The organism is Pseudoflavitalea rhizosphaerae (assembly GCF_003991355.1).
GTDB lineage: Bacteria > Bacteroidota > Bacteroidia > Chitinophagales > Chitinophagaceae > Pseudobacter > Pseudobacter rhizosphaerae.
The window spans coordinates 229311-245872 of sequence record NZ_RCSU01000005.1; the positions used below are offsets into that span (position 1 = coordinate 229311).

At 35.6% G+C, this 16562-nt stretch carries 16 protein-coding genes; 8 read left to right on the plus strand and 8 right to left on the minus strand.

The genetic code is table 11. From position 1 onward, the window contains the following. The first annotated feature begins 24 nt into the window (after positions 1 to 24). The 4 genes from mobC (at position 25) to D9Y29_RS10755 (ending at position 3827) form a co-directional block, all read left to right on the plus strand. Positions 25 to 2052 carry a conjugal transfer protein MobC gene (mobC, locus tag D9Y29_RS10740; protein ID WP_127127876.1) on the plus strand — a complete coding sequence of 676 codons (2028 nt, stop codon included), beginning with the start codon at positions 25 to 27 and terminating at the stop codon, positions 2050 to 2052. A 25-nt stretch (positions 2053 to 2077) separates the two neighbouring features. Then, positions 2078 to 2914 (plus strand): hypothetical protein, encoded by an 837-nt coding sequence (locus tag D9Y29_RS10745; protein WP_127127878.1) that lies wholly within the window; start codon positions 2078 to 2080, stop codon positions 2912 to 2914. An 80-nt stretch (positions 2915 to 2994) separates the two neighbouring features. Then, positions 2995 to 3441: a hypothetical protein gene (locus D9Y29_RS10750; protein ID WP_127127880.1), complete on the plus strand. Its 447-nt coding sequence runs from the start codon at positions 2995 to 2997 to the stop codon at positions 3439 to 3441. Between the two features lie 65 nt (positions 3442 to 3506). Beyond that, positions 3507 to 3827, plus strand: a complete 321-nt coding sequence (locus D9Y29_RS10755; RefSeq protein ID WP_127127882.1) for a DUF6922 domain-containing protein — start codon at positions 3507 to 3509, stop codon at positions 3825 to 3827. A 542-nt stretch (positions 3828 to 4369) separates the two neighbouring features. Here D9Y29_RS10755 and D9Y29_RS10760 read toward each other — a convergent pair. Then, the gene (locus D9Y29_RS10760; RefSeq protein WP_127127884.1) at positions 4370 to 6424 is read right to left on the minus strand and encodes a DUF4365 domain-containing protein; all 2055 of its coding nucleotides are present in this window, start codon (positions 6422 to 6424) and stop codon (positions 4370 to 4372) included. 149 nt (positions 6425 to 6573) lie between these two features. Here D9Y29_RS10760 and D9Y29_RS10765 point away from each other — a divergent pair, with 149 nt between their 5' ends. Further along, positions 6574 to 7425: a caspase family protein gene (locus D9Y29_RS10765; protein WP_127127886.1), complete on the plus strand. Its 852-nt coding sequence runs from the start codon at positions 6574 to 6576 to the stop codon at positions 7423 to 7425. A gap of 112 nt (positions 7426 to 7537) precedes the next feature. Further along, a complete protein-coding gene (locus D9Y29_RS10770; protein WP_127127888.1) occupies positions 7538 to 8821 on the plus strand; it encodes a hypothetical protein in 1284 nt (427 codons plus the stop codon). A 164-nt stretch (positions 8822 to 8985) separates the two neighbouring features. Here the strand turns inward: D9Y29_RS10770 and D9Y29_RS10775 are convergent, their stop codons facing one another. From D9Y29_RS10775 to D9Y29_RS10800, 6 genes are all read right to left on the minus strand, one after another. Next, the gene (locus D9Y29_RS10775; protein WP_164735358.1) at positions 8986 to 9315 is read right to left on the minus strand and encodes a DNA-directed RNA polymerase subunit alpha C-terminal domain-containing protein; all 330 of its coding nucleotides are present in this window, start codon (positions 9313 to 9315) and stop codon (positions 8986 to 8988) included. Between the two features lie 2 nt (positions 9316 to 9317). After that, a complete protein-coding gene (locus tag D9Y29_RS10780) occupies positions 9318 to 9608 on the minus strand; it encodes a helix-turn-helix domain-containing protein (RefSeq protein WP_127127892.1) in 291 nt (96 codons plus the stop codon). A 958-nt stretch (positions 9609 to 10566) separates the two neighbouring features. Then, on the minus strand, positions 10567 to 10983 hold the full coding sequence (locus D9Y29_RS10785; protein WP_127127894.1) for a hypothetical protein: 417 nt from the start codon (positions 10981 to 10983) through the stop codon (positions 10567 to 10569). Then, entirely contained in the window at positions 10974 to 12317 is a 1344-nt protein-coding gene (locus D9Y29_RS10790) for a hypothetical protein (protein ID WP_127127896.1), read from the minus strand. The genes D9Y29_RS10785 and D9Y29_RS10790 overlap by 10 nt, the downstream gene beginning before the upstream one ends. 22 nt (positions 12318 to 12339) lie before the next feature. Next, a complete protein-coding gene (locus D9Y29_RS26870; protein ID WP_277601119.1) occupies positions 12340 to 12858 on the minus strand; it encodes a response regulator transcription factor in 519 nt (172 codons plus the stop codon). 137 nt (positions 12859 to 12995) lie between these two features. Next, complete coding sequence (locus tag D9Y29_RS10800; protein ID WP_127127898.1) at positions 12996 to 13580, minus strand: Crp/Fnr family transcriptional regulator; 585 nt, start codon at positions 13578 to 13580, stop codon at positions 12996 to 12998. A gap of 271 nt (positions 13581 to 13851) precedes the next feature. On the opposite strand from D9Y29_RS10800, the gene D9Y29_RS10805 reads away from it, so the two are divergent. Together D9Y29_RS10805 and D9Y29_RS10810 are read left to right on the plus strand one after the other, a co-directional pair. After that, complete coding sequence (locus D9Y29_RS10805; protein ID WP_127127900.1) at positions 13852 to 14442, plus strand: RNA polymerase sigma factor; 591 nt, start codon at positions 13852 to 13854, stop codon at positions 14440 to 14442. Between the two features lie 162 nt (positions 14443 to 14604). Then, positions 14605 to 15825, plus strand: a complete 1221-nt coding sequence (locus tag D9Y29_RS10810) for a FecR family protein (protein ID WP_164735359.1) — start codon at positions 14605 to 14607, stop codon at positions 15823 to 15825. Positions 15826 to 16243: 418 nt separating this feature from the next. Here the strand turns inward: D9Y29_RS10810 and D9Y29_RS10815 are convergent, their stop codons facing one another. Continuing rightward, positions 16244 to 16450: a hypothetical protein gene (locus D9Y29_RS10815; RefSeq protein ID WP_127127904.1), complete on the minus strand. Its 207-nt coding sequence runs from the start codon at positions 16448 to 16450 to the stop codon at positions 16244 to 16246. Between the last annotated feature and the right edge of the window lie 112 nt (positions 16451 to 16562).

Sequence of the window (16562 nt, forward strand, 5' to 3'; positions counted from 1 at the left end):
TAATTTTTAACTGAATTATCTGATATGCAATCGGGTGATAACATACAAGCTTTGTCCAAGATTTTGGATTTGATCAGGTTTACCAGCATTTTGGTATTACTGATTCATTTTTATTGTATCTGCTATCAGTCAATCCATGAGAGAAATTTGGCTGTGCCAATCGTTGATAAATTGGTTTATGGGTTTACTCAAAATGTGCCTGGTCTTGATGGGGAAACTAAGCAAAAGTTAACTGTACTTTTTTTGTTGTCTATCTCACTTTTAGGTGTAAAAGGAAAGAAAGATGATAAACTTACCGTTAAACCAATAACTCTTTACATTACCTGCGGCCTACTCTTATTCTTCATTTCTAGTTTATTTTTGCATATTAATGCCAAGCCTGATATTATTTCGGGAATCTATATTTCTATCACTTCTACAGGTTACATCCTGATACTTACCGGGGGCACTAAAATTAGTCGATTTATTAAAAATCGGCTTCAGAAAGATATTTTTAACGATGCGGCAGAAACCTTCCCACAAGAAGAAAGATTAATTGAAAATGAATTTTCCTTCAATTTACCTGCACAGTATAAACTAAATGGAAAGATCAGAAGATCCTGGATTAACTTAATTAATCCAATGAGAGCAATATTGGTTTGTGGTACACCTGGCTCTGGAAAAACATACTTCGTTATCCGACATATTATAACTCAAAGTTTAGCAAAAGGATATACCCTTTTTGTGTATGACTATAAGTTTCCTGATCTAGCTAGATTAGTATATAACCATGCACTAAAAAATATAGATAAGTATAAAAATCCTGTAAAATTCTACGTTATCAATTTTGATAATTTAAACAGAACGCATCGATGTAACTGTATTCCACCGGAGACAATGATAGATATAGCAGATGCAACTGAAGGTAGCAGAACTATAATGTTAGCTTTAAATCCTGAGTGGAAAAAAAAGCAAGGTGATTTTTTTGTCGAGTCCCCAATCAATTTCACAACATCTCTTTTTTGGTTTTTAAAAAAATATGAAGGCGGTAAATATTGTACTCTCCCTCATGTAATAGAACTTTCGCAAGAACCTTACGATAGATTGTTTCCAGTGTTAAGCCTGGAAAGAGAAATTGAAGTTTTGGTCAATCCCTTCTTTTCCGCGTTTCTGAATAACGCCCAAGAACAGCTTGAAGGACAGATTGCAAGTGCAAAAATTTGCTTGGGGAGATTAGCTTCTCCTTCTCTGTATTATGTGCTCAGTGGAAATGATTTTACGCTCGATATAAACAATCCGGATGAGCCTAAAATTGTGGTAGTTGGTAACAATCCAGCACGGCAACAAATTTATGGAGCTGTACTTAGTTTGTATGTAGAACGAATGTTGAAGCTTGTAAATAAAGAAGGGAAATTAAAGAGCAGTTTAGTTTTCGACGAATTTCCTACATTATATACGAACAATATAGATAATCATATTGCTACTGCAAGAAGTCGTTTATGTGCAACAACCCTCGGTATCCAAGATTTAAGTCAATTACGAAGAGATTACGGCAAAGAACAAGCAGATGTAATAGTTAATACTTGCGGGAGTATTATTTCAGGTCAGGTACTTGGAGATACTGCAAAAGTCCTTTCTGATAGAATAGGTAAAATAATGCAGGAACGCGAATCTCTTTCCATCAATAGCAATGATACCTCTATTAGTAAATCTTTCCATCTTGAATCAGCCATACCTCCGGCTAAAATTTCAAATCTTAGTTCCGGGGAATTCGTGGGAGCTGTTGCAGATACACCGTCTCAAAAAATAAAACTCAAAACGATATATGGTGAAGTAATAAATGATCATGACACAATTGCAATGGAAGAACAGTCTTTCGTGGATTTTGATGTAATTAGAAACGTAGATGATAATACAAAAATGCAAAACTTCTATCAAATTAAGAATGATATTAAAAACCTTGTCGATAAAGAATTGGAAAGAATAAGAGGAAGTACAGACAAATCTGAAGAAAACTCCCCTAAGAAACCTACTCGTAGAAGAAGCAAAAAAGGAAGCATTAAGAGTTTTTAATTAACGAATAATTAAATTAGTAAATATGAATAAAGAACAACAAAGTAATTTTGAATTCATTTACAATAATATATTTAATCAAAATCTTGGTATTGACATAGATGGCCTTGATATGCTGATTAAAGAAAATATCATGAAAAATCCTATCGAATGGTCATTGTCAATTGATGATACCATTCGAGGGAAGAAAGTAAATGCAGAATATACATTTTCAAAAAGTGAAACTAACCCGGATGATCCAAAATACTATTTCAGTAAAGCTAAAGGAATAACTTTAGCCCAGGATGGTACCATTGAGGTTGAGCAAGAATTCAAAGTGATAAGCCAGCGTTTTGTAAACATGGAGAAAATGTTGGGCTTATTGAATGGTAATCCAGTCAGTTATGACTACTTTAAAAAAGGAGAAAATAAACCGTACGAGGGATATTTGCAATTAGATGCAGTAGGAGAATTAAAGCTTTATGCAAATTCTACAACAAATTTCAATCTTATTAGGAAATTAAGCGAAATTCCTCTTCATAAAATGACTCAACAACAGAAGGAGAAAATGATTCATGACGTGAATCATGGTTTCCCTCCAACCGTTGAGGTTAAAATGCCGGATGGGTCAATCCAAAAGGCCAAGTTGGAAATTCATCCTAAGATTGGTGCTGTATTAGCTAAAGACATGGAAGGAAATAGGTTGAGATTTAGCGAAGGAATGCAGGTGTTGTCAAGTGGACCAAAAATTAACCCCGTCTCTGAAAGCCCTAAGAAAGAAGAAACAAAAGTAACTCCCGCTACTCAGGCCCTGATTAATAAGGCCGATTCAAAGAAAAATAATCCCCAAAAAGAGACCAAGCCAGGTAAGAAGGTTAGTTAAGATACTCCCTCTTCCATACAGTGTATTCATAAATAAATTGAAGCGGGGATTTTTCCCTGCTTCCTTTTTAATTCGAGTTTATGTCACTTATTGATGAAAATTACCATTACCTGGTTAATATAGTTCTTCCTTCATTGGGTATAAAACAATCTGATTTTCCTGAATTAAGACAAAAGATCGAAAAAGGTACTCCATTTTTCATTTGTACAAAAAAGGTCGCATTGGAAGTGGGAGAAGCTCGGTTTGATTTTAAATTTAAAAGGAATGCATCCCGGCCAACGGATCTTAGGTACTATTTGGACGAAATACGTGCAATATTAATACCCAATGATGGAATGACTCAACTAAAAGTATTTCAGTTATTCAGGCAGAAAGGTAAACATATTGAGGAAATCATCTTAGAGCTTCAAAAGTTGCATTTACTAGGCAAAAATCAAATGAATAGTTTTGCAGAAGTTACTGGCAGATTGCTTAAAAAAGGTAATAGTATCAATGATCAGGAAATTCGCAAACGAAAATCTATATAAATTTCTAAATTGGAAGTTATAATAAGAGCGTTTTCTTAACTATGTACGATTTTTATTTTTGTGTAATGAACGAAAGCTTAAATATGTCAAAGGTGGCAAAGCCCAACCTTGATAAACGATTATTTTGGGATTGGAAGTATGAAGACATCGATTGGCAAGCAACGTATCTAAGTGTGATTGCCAGGGTTATTGAGCGTGGGACTGATGAAGAAATAGAAGAACTAATTCGCTTTTATGGAAAGCCTAGAATTGTGCATGCATTATTATGCGAAATTGTGTATCTGCCGGATTATGCTATTGATAAAGTTGTTCTGTATTTTGATATAGAGCAGGGAGATATGCTTTGTTTTAAAAGGAAAAAGTTGAGGAAAGGGTACTGGATTTAATATCGGAGGATTTGAGCCGTCGAAAGAGGTGAATGCTGTAAAATCATTCATTTTTATTTTTCAGGCAACCAAGGATGGCCGTTTACGGGGGCGAATGCATTCCAGCATGATGTGGGGGTGCCGGGGAAGGGGATGTGCTTTTTGTAGCGATATTACTCTCAACCTACAACTAGGTACTTTTTGGAAATAATTCGTTCTATTCTAAAAGTAACTTTAATGAAAAAAAAAGACAAGGAACAAAAACTGGTAGGAGTCTCTGTTATTCTTATTTGCGCACAGGATAAAAACTAAAAAATGTTCCTATGCCGAAAGGATTCACATTAATTGATCTGAATGAGTTGATTGGCAAAAAATGAAGTCATTTAGTTGAAATTTTACAATTCAAAAATGGGGATGTTCTTTTAATTGACAAAGAAGGGTTTGTCAAATAATATAATTGTTTCTTTCAGATAGGATCAATTATTCCAATGCCAGGTAATGGTATTGTTATTGGGAAATCAAAATCTGGAAAATACACGTCATGTAAAACACAAGTTAAAGAATTAATTAATTTGGTACGTTATAAGTAATGCTTTAGCCCCGGAATAAGGAAGTTTAAATTCGGACGATGCAGCGCCAACCTGTAGAGTCTCACATTCCTTTAGAAAGTCTTTTAACCCAATTGCTTTTAATAATTCATCCATATCAGCACTATCGTGGGTGTCTTTTAAAGTCTTCACATTTCTTAAAATAAATCTTACTGGGAGTTTGTAATCATTATGTTTATTAAGAAGTATAACAAAACTAAAATCATTGCATCGATTATAAAATTGCCTGATAGCCTTTAATTCTTCCATTATGTTTGCCATTCGCTCTGAAGGGACATCGAGAGACTGCAACATCATTCCTGCATAAAGTTCAAGCTCCTTATCAGTCCTGTCTTTTAATGAATACATTGGAGGAAAAATATCCTTTTCATTCTCCATTTTTTTTCTCTCTTCAATAATCTCTCTAATTACAAGCCTTGAGCTTGGTATCATTAGCCTTTTTTCAAGTTCGTTTTTTATAGAAATGAAGAAATCAGCATTCGCATCAACGTCTGATTTGAAAATAAATTTGTTCGCATCTAATATTTCTATTGCGTTGGTTATGCAAAAATGGGCATCAGCTAATAACCCTAGATCAATATAAAGCTTATATGCCTTATATGCAACATCCGCCACTCGAGTAAACTGCGATTCAATAAATATGATATTGACAGGTCCTTGAGTTAAGTTGATTATCGCTCTTTGCACACAATGAGTAGTGAGAGCGGTTAAGGAAACCGCTTGAATATGCTTATTATCTAGTTCAACAGCTTTTTGATATATCTCGTTTAATCGATTAAGAAATCGAAGTTCATCTGTTAAAAAACTATTCAGGAATTCTCGTTGTTGATCTGGCGACATATTTCTTTCTAAACTCGCCTTAACCTTAATTAATGCTAAGTTATTGGAAAGCTCATGCAGACTAAGCATAGATTCATTTTCTGCATTCCATACAGTGTATAAATATTTTCTGATTACCGAATTGGAACTTTCATTTATTGAAGAAAATATTCTCTTTAATGTAATCTTAGCTTCTTCAAATTGAGAACCAGTTGAAATATCCATTAAAGTGTACTTAAGAATATTTATATCAATTGTGATATTATCTCCTTTTGATTTTTCTTTGAGTAATAATAATTTTTCCCGAAACGTATTTTGGTCGATCAAACCAAGTAGAACTTGATTCTTATATCCAACATGCTCTATCATTACACTCTCTTCATCAGTAAGATCAAACTGATATTTAAGTCTTCTAATAGCCAGATCTGACTCCAACTGTTTACCTATTTCACAAAAAGTAATTGCTGCCAAAATCAGAATCCCTTTATCTGAATTGATCTCGTCATTGGTTAACTTAGCAATAGTTTTATGAATAATATCTAAATCATAGTTACCTAATAATTCGAATCCATGCTGCTTTAACAACAGCTTTAAGTGTTCAATATTATTGAAGTCGAATTGAAATTCTTGCGATAGATTAATCGTTGGCAGATTGTATTTTTTGCCATTGGCAATTTGCATTTTTGTCGCTTGATTAAAGCGATTAAGAAAGTTTTGATGCAATTCACTAGCAGTCTCCCTTGTTAACCTGGAATCAATAGGAATTTTAATTGAAACATGGCCATTATTTGTCCAATCATCAGACTTCTTCTCGGACATTATTCTATCATAAATAGCGTCTACAGTATCATAATAAAGCAAACCAGTCTGGACATCAAAAAAGACAATTATCCCAGTTGTTGGTAAGTGGCCAATTATATAACCTATTCGAGAGGTTAGTATAGGATATGAAATGTACTTTTCATTATCAACTAACTTAATATTTGTAATACTTTTTAATTGAATAGGGAATTTCTGTCCGGTGGCCCCCTTATCCTCAATCAATTCGCACATAAAATCACACCCCTTGTCAGGGATCTCCTTCCTTGTAATAAATCCATTTTTTTCTGAAAGTATTGCAAGCAGCGCATTTTCACTTTCGGTAGAATTTATTGAGGACTGATCTATTTGGGGCTTGTCAAATATTGCCATAAACTAAATTACATAAATATAAGCTGCAAATGGTTTATAATCAGATATTTATATGCGATCAAATCCTAACGGGAACCTAAAAGTGAAAGTTGTCTTTTACTTTGTAAAGAGTCAATTGATTTTCAGTAAATTACAGGAAACAAACTGCCATGTACATCCCAATAAGAAAGGCAATACTTATACATTCCCAGACAACTAGCGGTTCCTATCTGGAAGGTGTTGAAAAGGATATTGCTGAAATAAGAAGATTTTTGATATCGCCAAATGGTGGTAGCTTTTTGGACCATGAAATTACTATTCTTAAAAATCCAGCTGCTACCAAAGTGCTCCAGGTGGTAAGGGAAAGTACTGCTGATTATCTTTTTGTCTACTTTTCAGGTCATGGTTATACGAGTACCATAGGCCAAAGAATGATTTGTCTTTCAGAAGGAAATTTATGCGACCTAGATCTTTTAAATAACAGCCAGAGACAACTTGTGATGATCGATGCTTGCAGAACGCTCGAACGGGGAGCTACAATAGGAGGAATTAAATGGCCTGAGGAAAAGTGCGATTATGCTACTGGATATTCAGAAGCAAGGGCATGGTTTAATCAATGTATCCTTCAATCGCCAGCTGGAAAAATTATTGTTCATGCCACTGCTCATAATAAACCAGCATACGAAGCCCCATCAGGCTCAGGCGGGAAGTTTACAATTGCATTACTCGACACAGTACAACTCTTGCAAAATAAAACTTCACAAACTGCCATCTTACCAGTTCATAAATTATTCCCTTATGTTGGTTCCGTATTGAAAAACAGAAATGTAGATCAACAGCCAGAGGTTTTTTATTATGATGGTTTCCAAACAGTACCTTTTGCCCTAATTTCTCCAGAATTTATTCAGCGCACTGAAAATACAAATCTTCCTATTCATATTACTTCTGTAGAAAACCACAATGCAAATGGTTTACTTCTTGTATTGGCCTCTTTGTTCGTAATTGCAGCAATTAGTAAATAGAAATAATTATTAATGAACATTAAGCAGGTTCAAAGATTTAGAGTTATCTGGCATGAAACCGCGGATGGAGTTTATTTGTCTCTGAATTTGGCGCATTAAAAATCATATTTCTATGGTACAACCAAATCTGCATGAAGTAATTGCTGAGGTTATTCGGTCAGTTGGCCGCTCTTTGAAACCCACTGAAATAGCAAGTATTATTAGAGAAAATAGTCTATGGCTAAGGAAGAAAGATAATCAACCTCCTGGGCCTAGTCAAATAAGCGCTCGGGTGAACAATTACCAGCAGTTATTCCAAGTTGAAGACAGAAAAATAGCGCTGAGAGATGATACGCAATCTGTAAATCGGCTTTTTCGATTGACATGGAACACTAATGGGTGGCAAAGGCCGATTAGCCATAAATGGAAAAAATCTAACCAAGGTAACAGGAATATTGCATTTGAAAATCAGGCGGGATTTGGTGGTGAAGAATGGCTTTTTAATGCTCGTTATCATTTGGACGGCTACCAGTATGGTTTTATCCGTGGAGTTCAGGATCTTCCAAATACGGTTAGCATAATTCAAACCGCACATTTGTTTACGATTAACCAGCAATCGCGGGAATATTTCTTAGTTGGAAAAATTCAGAATTTGGAAATAATACAAAATAACGACTTATTATTAAATAAAGCCAAAAATCTATTTAATAGGTATGAAGATGAAGTAGTCAAAGAATTAAACCAAGTCGGTGCTGATCCTGGTATTCTATCCGAAATGCCTCTAGTACCTAATGTTCGTTTCAAAATTTCGGGGCAGGAGCTCTTTGAGTCCATGTTGCCGGCTCCAGTGCTTAAAGGGCCTAATTTCAGGCGATTTGTTCCCTATAAAGTTGACACTGAACTACAAGTAACAATTGGTAGTATTGTGCCTTCAAATGGCTTTTCCTTTGTTCCAGGGATTGCCTCATCAAGTGAAAAATACGAACGTACGCATACAGGAGCATCCATTGTTATTGAGCGAAAACATTCTGAAATAACCAAGGCGCTTGAAGATTACTTGGCACCTAAATTTTCAAAAAATAAAAATAATCTGTCTGTTGAGAAAACAGCTTTCGGCAATAACATAGCTGATGTAGTCCTTTTGCATAGCAATAAAAGAATAACGATAATGGAGGTTAAGACTTCTCTCTTTTGTAGGCCCAATATCCGGGCGGCTATTGGGCAATTGCTAGACTATGCCTGTTGGTATCCCAACATAAAAATTGAAAAATTAGTAATTGTGGCACCAACAGCTTTGCCGGCGGATGAAAATGATTACTTGACTCGAATAGCTAGGTCGGTTAATTTTCCAATCTCATACTGGCAATATATTTCTGATGCTAGTGCCAGTCAAGACGCATTCATTGAGCTAATTTAATCTGTAAATTATAGTTAAGTATATTGTAGCTGAAAATACGGAAATCTCTCTAATTGCCTACCCTTACTATATAGTATCAACCCCTAACTGGATATCCTGGAAAGTAGTGTTACCGATTACCTTTTGCAGTAAGATAACCCACGTTGCCCAAAGGTTATTCCTTTCTATTCAGCTAATTTCAGTCCCCATTCATTAAGCGCAGATTCTATTTCCAGAACTGAGCGATTACCAACAGCTTTTATTTCTAATAAGTCTGACCTGCTTTTAATACATAGACTACCTAAAGTGCTAATATTGGCTGTGCGTAATATGGAGTCTAATTTCTTAGATAACCGAAGTGTTTTAATGTCTTTCTCAATTAGCTCATGTGAAAGGGTAATGTTTATTTTAAAATCTGCCTGAGTAGATTCAAACTTTTCTTTAAGGTATTCGTAAAGTTTTTTCTGCTGATCTATGGACAGAGAATCTATGTCGAATGTCAGAGGTAGTTTCAAAATTATTTTTTCTTCTTTCTTACAATTTTTTTAGCTTCCTTTTCTTCTTTTTGCAGTTTTTCGGCAGGAGATAGCTGATCTCTCGGCCAAATTGTAGAGGTTAATAAATCTCTTTGATCAACTCTTAAGAACTCTGAAATCTCATATAGCCTGGGTAATGTAGGCTGACTAATATTTGAACACCACCTCGAAACCATACCTGTAGTTACGCCTAACCCTTTGGCAAGGGTTACATTTTTAATTCGAAGCTCCTTTAAGACAACAGCTAATCTGTTTTGATGAAATATTTTCATTGTGAATGCGATACAGACAAATATAGTTTTTCATAAATGATTGAATATTAAACGAAAAGGTGACTATAAGTAATATAAATAGTACTATAAGTATAATAAATAATATTAAAAATGCTATAAAGGGTAGTATATATCTTATATTTGTTTTGTTTTACTGTAGTCCATTTGCCAAAGAGAATTAGCAAATTTCTGTTTGAATATCAATATATTCGCGACTTCATAAAATATTAGAAGCTCGCTTTGATTCTCGCGCCGCTGGAATACTCGGAAAGTTTTCAAATAGGTGCAAACGAGATGATAAGTACTGAGCTCATGCTACGGCGTGGGCTCTCTCTTGTTCGTTTGCACGCCTTCCGAGGGCTCCAGCGCCGAATAAAGATGAGAGACCCGCGCTTCTTCTTTTTAGGTAAGCTATGTTCTCTCTTTCTATTTGCTAAATAAAGGAATTATGGGTGTACGGCACACAGCAAATGCCGGGTTCAATTGGCCAGCAACTGAATTCCTTTTAGTTTTATTTGTAATTGCAGTTGCTCTAAGTAATGAAGTGTAAAATAAGATGCACTAAATTAATCGCCGGTATTCATGCCGGCGATTTTATATCTATTCTGTAAATTGTTATTACTTTTTATTGAAGAACTCACGCACATGGAGTTACCTTTGCTTGTATAATTACTGCGAACGGATATAGCTGGAGATGATGGTGAGGTTCAGTTTTTCAACAACGAAAATGAAAGTGCTGTAATCGACCAGGTAATTGCCAAAGGAGACAAGGTTGAAAAGCACCTGTTAGTTTCAGGAGACGGCTATTACAAGATCATAAACTAATCACATACCTGTCCAAATGTTCAAAAGATTGATGTAATGTGCTTGATTTTATTCGCAAAAACGGGCATCTTCTTGATCTATCAAGGATTGTCGGAAAATCGTAAAAGCCGCGATAGAATTGGGGCTTTATATCTTATTCAAACAATTTATCTTCCAGGTATTCAATCACCCACTTTTTGTTTTCTTCCTTTATCTCATAATATTTCTTTGACTTTGCATCATAAAAAAAACCTCCATAGTTACTTATAATTACTTTCCTGAATTTTCCATTTATCTGACATGACGTAAAAAAGAAGCTTTTCCATACTGGGTCATCAACCTTTAATGGAGCAGCATCTTGAAGAAAATAGTGTAAGGAATCGGCACTAATAAAATCCTTTTTCTTCATTTCCTTTTCTGATATGCTGAAGGAACGTACATCTGTTATCTTGTAAAGCCTCCATTCCTTCGCTTCGCTCCAGTTTGCTTTTTCCTGCGATTTACAACCGGAAAAGAAACCTATTGCAATAATTACTGCCACAATTTTAGATGGTATTTTATTCAATTGCATGTGCCTTCGTTTTTGTGCGCTGTTGCAGTGGTTGATCTACTCATATTTGAAGATAATTTCATATCCCGAATATCTTCACCTAAGTCGCCTGGATTTAGACCACTTCCGCTGGGCCAACTTCCCTCAGTTCGTGGTAAATTAATTCCTCCTTTTGAAAGCGCCTCAAGAGCAAAAGTAGTACAGTTAAATGTGTTCAGATTGTAATATCGAATTCCACTATTAAGATAAGCTATTATGCGAGAAAATTCTTCATAAGTTATATCTACGCTTAGTGAAATATCATATCGCTTGTTCTGATCATTATTTAGTTCTCCATTTGTCATTGGGGATATAGGGTTTACAGCCGTACTGGGATAATATCCTGCGTTTCGGGTGATAGATTCATTTCCTGAAACTTGTTTGAGGGAAATAAAAGTATGACCTACAAACACTGGGGATTTATGCACTTTGGTTCCCGTAGCATCTAAGGGAATCCAGGTGGATCTTGTACCCGGAAAAGGTTGTTGAACATAAATGGTTACTTGGTACTGGCTACCTGTTTTGTTGTTAAAGCACTTTGTGTAATCATTTATGTCAAGTATTTTATCATCACCTGCAGGTACTACAAAGTTTGTAGTAGAAGTATTGGCTGCATCGTCCATTATTGCCCCAAGGTCCAAATCCATCCCAGGTCCCGAATTAGTTGTACCACCTCCACTATAGCTATATCCGTCAGGAACGTTCACGTAAGTGGTGCCTATGTATTCTCTCCATGCGTATCCACTACTCGGGTCATCTGGTGAGTAATTATAACCTTCCAGGTAATGTTCCCATCCTATTATTCCATCTGTTTTGACGGGTGAATTTCTTGCAATGGAGATGTATTTATTATTGTTTTCAAACTTCATTGCATATTCAAATTCTTTATTTTCATTCTCGATGTTTATGATACCATCAAATCTGGAAGAATTATTTTGTAGAGAAGGTATTACCGTTATCCATTTTATTAGATACTTGTCATTTTCAAGCGGGGTAAGTGTGATGTATGATATATCATTTAAAGAAAACAAATCGTTCCTCAAACTGCTGCGAACTAAAATGTTTTGTTCAAAATTCACCGGCACAAGAACTGTATGTGTAATTCCATTCAATATTACTTTGGCCTTCTGCCAATTGGGAATCCTTTTAAGGTTGTGCCTGGGAAGGTTGCTTGAAGTAGAAGGAGTGTGGTCTTCATTCGCCTGGTAATACTTAATAGCATCCTGTATTAAGTTGTTTTCATTGTTATAAACTGTTTCTTTCCTACATGAAAGAACAAATAAACACGAAAATAATAGCATTAACGTAGGTTTCATATATATGGGATTTGGTAAACGCTTAGTTTGTCGAATTTTCTTCCAACTTCTTAAATAATTCAAATCTGCACGATACGCCCAGCTTGGAATATATATTTTCAATATGTTTTTTTACTGTTCCTTGCGCGATATAAAGTGCACTACTAATTTGCTTATATGTTTTGCCCATTGTAATATGTTCAAAAACTTCTTTCTCTCGCCTGGTAAGTGATTGAAGCTGATCTGTGTGAATTTTGACCGAACTGTTACTTTGCAAATTGGAGTACTTTTCTTCAAACTGGTATAAGTCCATACTGGATTCTGCGATAAATGAAATCTTTTTGTAAAAGATGTTTTTACATTCTTCGAATTGTTCCATAGTTAGGTGAGTATCCATTGCGTTTTCCAGAAGCCAGTCGTTCAATATCTTTAACGCTGCATAACAGGCATTAATACTTGCTCGTTTCTTATCGACTGCATTGCTTTCGTCAACTTGCAAAAGTTTCAGTCGCAGTTCTTGCATGAGCTGAGTGGAGAAGGAATAGAATTTACTGTTTGCCATAGATGCCTTGTTTGGGAGTGATGACTGAGTAATATTCTATGGCTTAGTGCGGGGAAGTAATTTGTGCTCGACAGTAAAATTAGCAATGAAACTGATTGAAAAAATTGGTCTATGTCAAGAAAAAAACACCAAATGTTCTATTGACGAAGAATTTTCTTTTTGGTTTTACTAAGCGTAGCCTCGTCCATACCCAGATAGGAGGCAAGGTATTTGCCTGGGACTCGATTTATCAAGTCAGGATGAGTTTTTAGCAACCATTCAAATCTTTCCTCTGCGTTCTGCATCACATGCCCGTAGATAAAATGATCCCAAACCAATTGGTATTTTATGGAAAGAAGTCTTCCATGTCGGTTAAATTCCGGATAATTGTCATAGATAAACTCTAATTCAGCCCGCTTGATAAATCCTACATGGGTTTCTTCGATGGCTTGAATGTATTCCATGCTGGGGTTATTGGTATAAAAACTATTAAGCGATACAATTACATCGCTCTCCTTAAGTAACCATCGGGTAATTTCTCTTTCCCTTTCTCCCTCTTGCTTTACATAATAACAGCGAACCAGCCCTTTATCAAGAAACATAATTTCGTTTCCGTACTGTCCGGGTTTCAATAAATATTCATTTCGCAAAAAGTTCTTGAATTTTATAATAACAGCTAAATGTTCTTTGAGCGCTTGCGACATGGGAGCGATGAGATCGAGGTAAAGTAATAGCTGTTCCATAGCATGAATAGTTTTTGCTTTTGTCTTTTATTGAACAAATACCACAAAGGCACAACGAAACTGTTGTGATATTTTTATTTAATGGAAATTAATTGTGGCTACTAAAGTCGGGCGGGCTGGAATCTTAAAATTAGCAAATTTTAGAAAATGAGCCAATACAGGTATTTCGAGCTTTCAAAACTGTTGGATATTTGCTTAAAAGTCAATTTGTTTACAGATCTTGAAGAAAATCTTTAAGCACTCTAATTGAGAACAAATTTATAATACATTTGTGCCGAACACTGCTATGGCTGACTCGTTTAATAAATTACCTGATGAAGATTTAATTGCCAAAATTCATGATGGCGACAAGCAAGCTTTTGGCGTTGTTTATACCCGGTTTTATGATGAACTACTGTATTTTACATCCAAACTCCTTAACGATAAGGAAAAGGCCAATGGCATCATTTCTGAAAGCTTTATGAAGCTATGGGACAGGCGTATTAATTTCCCCTCAATCAGCAATATGCGCTCTTTTCTTCATATTACTTGCCGAAACGAGGCTTTGAGTGTGCTTAGAAAAATTCAAACTAAACGTACTGTTTATACCAATGAATTTCCTGACAGGCAATATGAATCTGAAGCTGAGGCGCAAATAATAGAAGCTGACATATTGGACCAGCTTTACAAAGAGCTTCTTCATCTTTCTCCCCAACAAAAAGCAATAGTCGAGCTCCTGGTGAAAGGGAAAAATGCCAAAGAAATATGTGCTGAACTAAACATAAATGCAGATACCCTATATAAAACAAAATATAAGGCATTAATAAGGCTTCGAAGCGTAATGCAATCGAAAAATATTCTTACTATACTGTTCTTTTTTTAAAGAATTCTACTCAGCGAGCCTGGATTTCCCCAAAAGGTTCAAAAAAAATTAAAAAATATTTCGTTAAGCGCGGCGATTTTTTGCAATTACTGCGTTTCCTATATAATAGTAAGGACTTTTCTGTTAAGTCCTGCCAACTGATATTAAACAAAAATGAGGATTATGGCTGAGCATCGGAATGATATTGTTAGCATTCTTCTGAAGAAAATTAACGATGAAGATTTAACCATAGGGGAACAAACCAAATTAGATTCCTGGTTGCAATTGCATCAGGTTAATAAAGACCTTTATATACGTTTAATGGACAAGGATGTTTTTGCTCAGAACTTCCTGGAATATTACCAATTAAGAATCAATTCCAATCCTCCCAAACTTGTTTTCTCTTCAATGGAAGAAAATATTAATAGAGACCGCATATTAACCATTAACCGATCCTCAAGGAAGAGAAAGATGCTGTGGGCTGCTGCTGCCAGCATAATTACAGTTGTCGGCCTTTCAATTTTTTATTTTGCTGCACAAAATACACGATCTCAGCAGGCAAAACTTGTTCCCTCCAGAACAACAGGGGAAGAAGTAATGCCTGCGATGGAGCGTGCTACTCTTACGTTATCGGATAATCGGGTAATAGATCTTTCCAGTATACAAAATGGAGAGGTGGCGCGGGACGGTTCAGCATCTATTGTAAAAAAGGATGGCAATATCGTTTACAACAATACTTCTGGTAAACCATCTGCGGGTATACATGTTCTGAATACGCCCAGGGGAGGTTATTATCACCTAACACTGGCTGATGGTACTAAAGTGTGGATAAACGCAGCTTCTACAATTTCGTTCCCAGGAGCATTTTCTGGCAACTACCGCAAAGTAGTACTAATGAAAGGCGAAGCTTATTTTGAAGTGGCGCGTGATGCTCAAAAGCCTTTTTATGTTCAAACAGAATATGGAACAGTAGAAGTACTCGGTACTAGTTTTAACGTAAAAAATTATGGTAGGGAACCAATGCAGACTACGTTAATATCGGGATCTGTTCGCGTCAATGCTGCGACTATTCCTTCAAAGGTAGAATTGATTCCTGGTCAACAGGCGACTATAGCTGAATTGAGTAAAAAAATTGAAGTGGAAAATGTGAAAGCGTTGGATTACATCTCCTGGAAAAACGGCGTGTTTTCCTTTGATAATGCTACCATACATGAAGTAATGACTGAACTGGAGAGGTGGTATGATGTGGATGTGAAGTTCAAACTGGGAACACGATCAACTGCCTTAATAAAAGGCAAGTTCGCAAGAACAGGGAAACTAAGTTGGTTACTATCACAACTGGGGCAAATAACGAATCTGAACTTTAATTTAAATGATAAATCAATAGTAGTAAGTAATCGCTAATAATGCGATTGCAACTATTTACAATTTATTACAATCAATCGTGGTTCTGAATTTTCTAAGTGTTTTAACGAAAAACATTTTCCTGTGAAATCCCGTACTACACCATTCCATTAAACCTGCTTTAAGGTATTGAAACTTGACACAATTTTTAGCAAGCCCGGGCGAACCTCCCGTTAGCATTATAAAGCCCGGGTTGCTATTTAGCTGTTGTCACATTTTGGAATGGACTAAACCATGAGAACGTGAACGGTAAACTCTGTATAGTAGCACTAATCATAATTGTGGCACTATTTAATATAGCTGCCAACCATTGCTGTTTATATAAGCCTTCCTCTTACTTTACATCCTCTCTTCAATTACTTAGCAATTCGATTTTTAAAAATCGCATACCCAATAAGGGTATAGTTGACGTTTTTAGTTACCACAATAAAAAATCTACTTCAATATTTAAAGAAGTAGATAATAGTAGACAAAATTGTGGAAACGGTTTTTGTTTTGATAACGTAAATTTCATTTTTAAAACCTCCTCCTTATTTATTTCATTTATCGAAATAAATTCTCTCATTTTTTCGGAAGAACTTTTTAAAGTTCCACCTTTTGAACCTCCAGAGATTTTACTGTTCATATAGATTAGCCATCAAACCTACCTATACACCCATAATGTATCACAGACTAATCTTAGTCGCTGATCATTTCCCCCTTAATTCCAAAAGTGGTTTATAAGCTCTGGTAGCAAC

Coding starts and splice junctions, on each gene's coding strand:
- mobC (WP_127127876.1), top strand. CDS start 25: ATGCAATCGGGTGATAACATACAAGCTTTGTCCAAGATTTTGGATTTG.
- D9Y29_RS10745 (WP_127127878.1), top strand. CDS start 2,078: ATGAATAAAGAACAACAAAGTAATTTTGAATTCATTTACAATAATATA.
- D9Y29_RS10750 (WP_127127880.1), top strand. CDS start 2,995: ATGTCACTTATTGATGAAAATTACCATTACCTGGTTAATATAGTTCTT.
- D9Y29_RS10755 (WP_127127882.1), top strand. CDS start 3,507: ATGAACGAAAGCTTAAATATGTCAAAGGTGGCAAAGCCCAACCTTGAT.
- D9Y29_RS10760 (WP_127127884.1), bottom strand. CDS start 6,424: ATGGCAATATTTGACAAGCCCCAAATAGATCAGTCCTCAATAAATTCT.
- D9Y29_RS10765 (WP_127127886.1), top strand. CDS start 6,574: ATGTACATCCCAATAAGAAAGGCAATACTTATACATTCCCAGACAACT.
- D9Y29_RS10770 (WP_127127888.1), top strand. CDS start 7,538: ATGGTACAACCAAATCTGCATGAAGTAATTGCTGAGGTTATTCGGTCA.
- D9Y29_RS10780 (WP_127127892.1), bottom strand. CDS start 9,608: ATGAAAATATTTCATCAAAACAGATTAGCTGTTGTCTTAAAGGAGCTT.
- D9Y29_RS10785 (WP_127127894.1), bottom strand. CDS start 10,983: ATGCAATTGAATAAAATACCATCTAAAATTGTGGCAGTAATTATTGCA.
- D9Y29_RS10790 (WP_127127896.1), bottom strand. CDS start 12,317: ATGAAACCTACGTTAATGCTATTATTTTCGTGTTTATTTGTTCTTTCA.
- D9Y29_RS26870 (WP_277601119.1), bottom strand. CDS start 12,858: ATGGCAAACAGTAAATTCTATTCCTTCTCCACTCAGCTCATGCAAGAA.
- D9Y29_RS10800 (WP_127127898.1), bottom strand. CDS start 13,580: ATGGAACAGCTATTACTTTACCTCGATCTCATCGCTCCCATGTCGCAA.
- D9Y29_RS10810 (WP_164735359.1), top strand. CDS start 14,605: ATGGCTGAGCATCGGAATGATATTGTTAGCATTCTTCTGAAGAAAATT.
- D9Y29_RS10815 (WP_127127904.1), bottom strand. CDS start 16,450: ATGAACAGTAAAATCTCTGGAGGTTCAAAAGGTGGAACTTTAAAAAGT.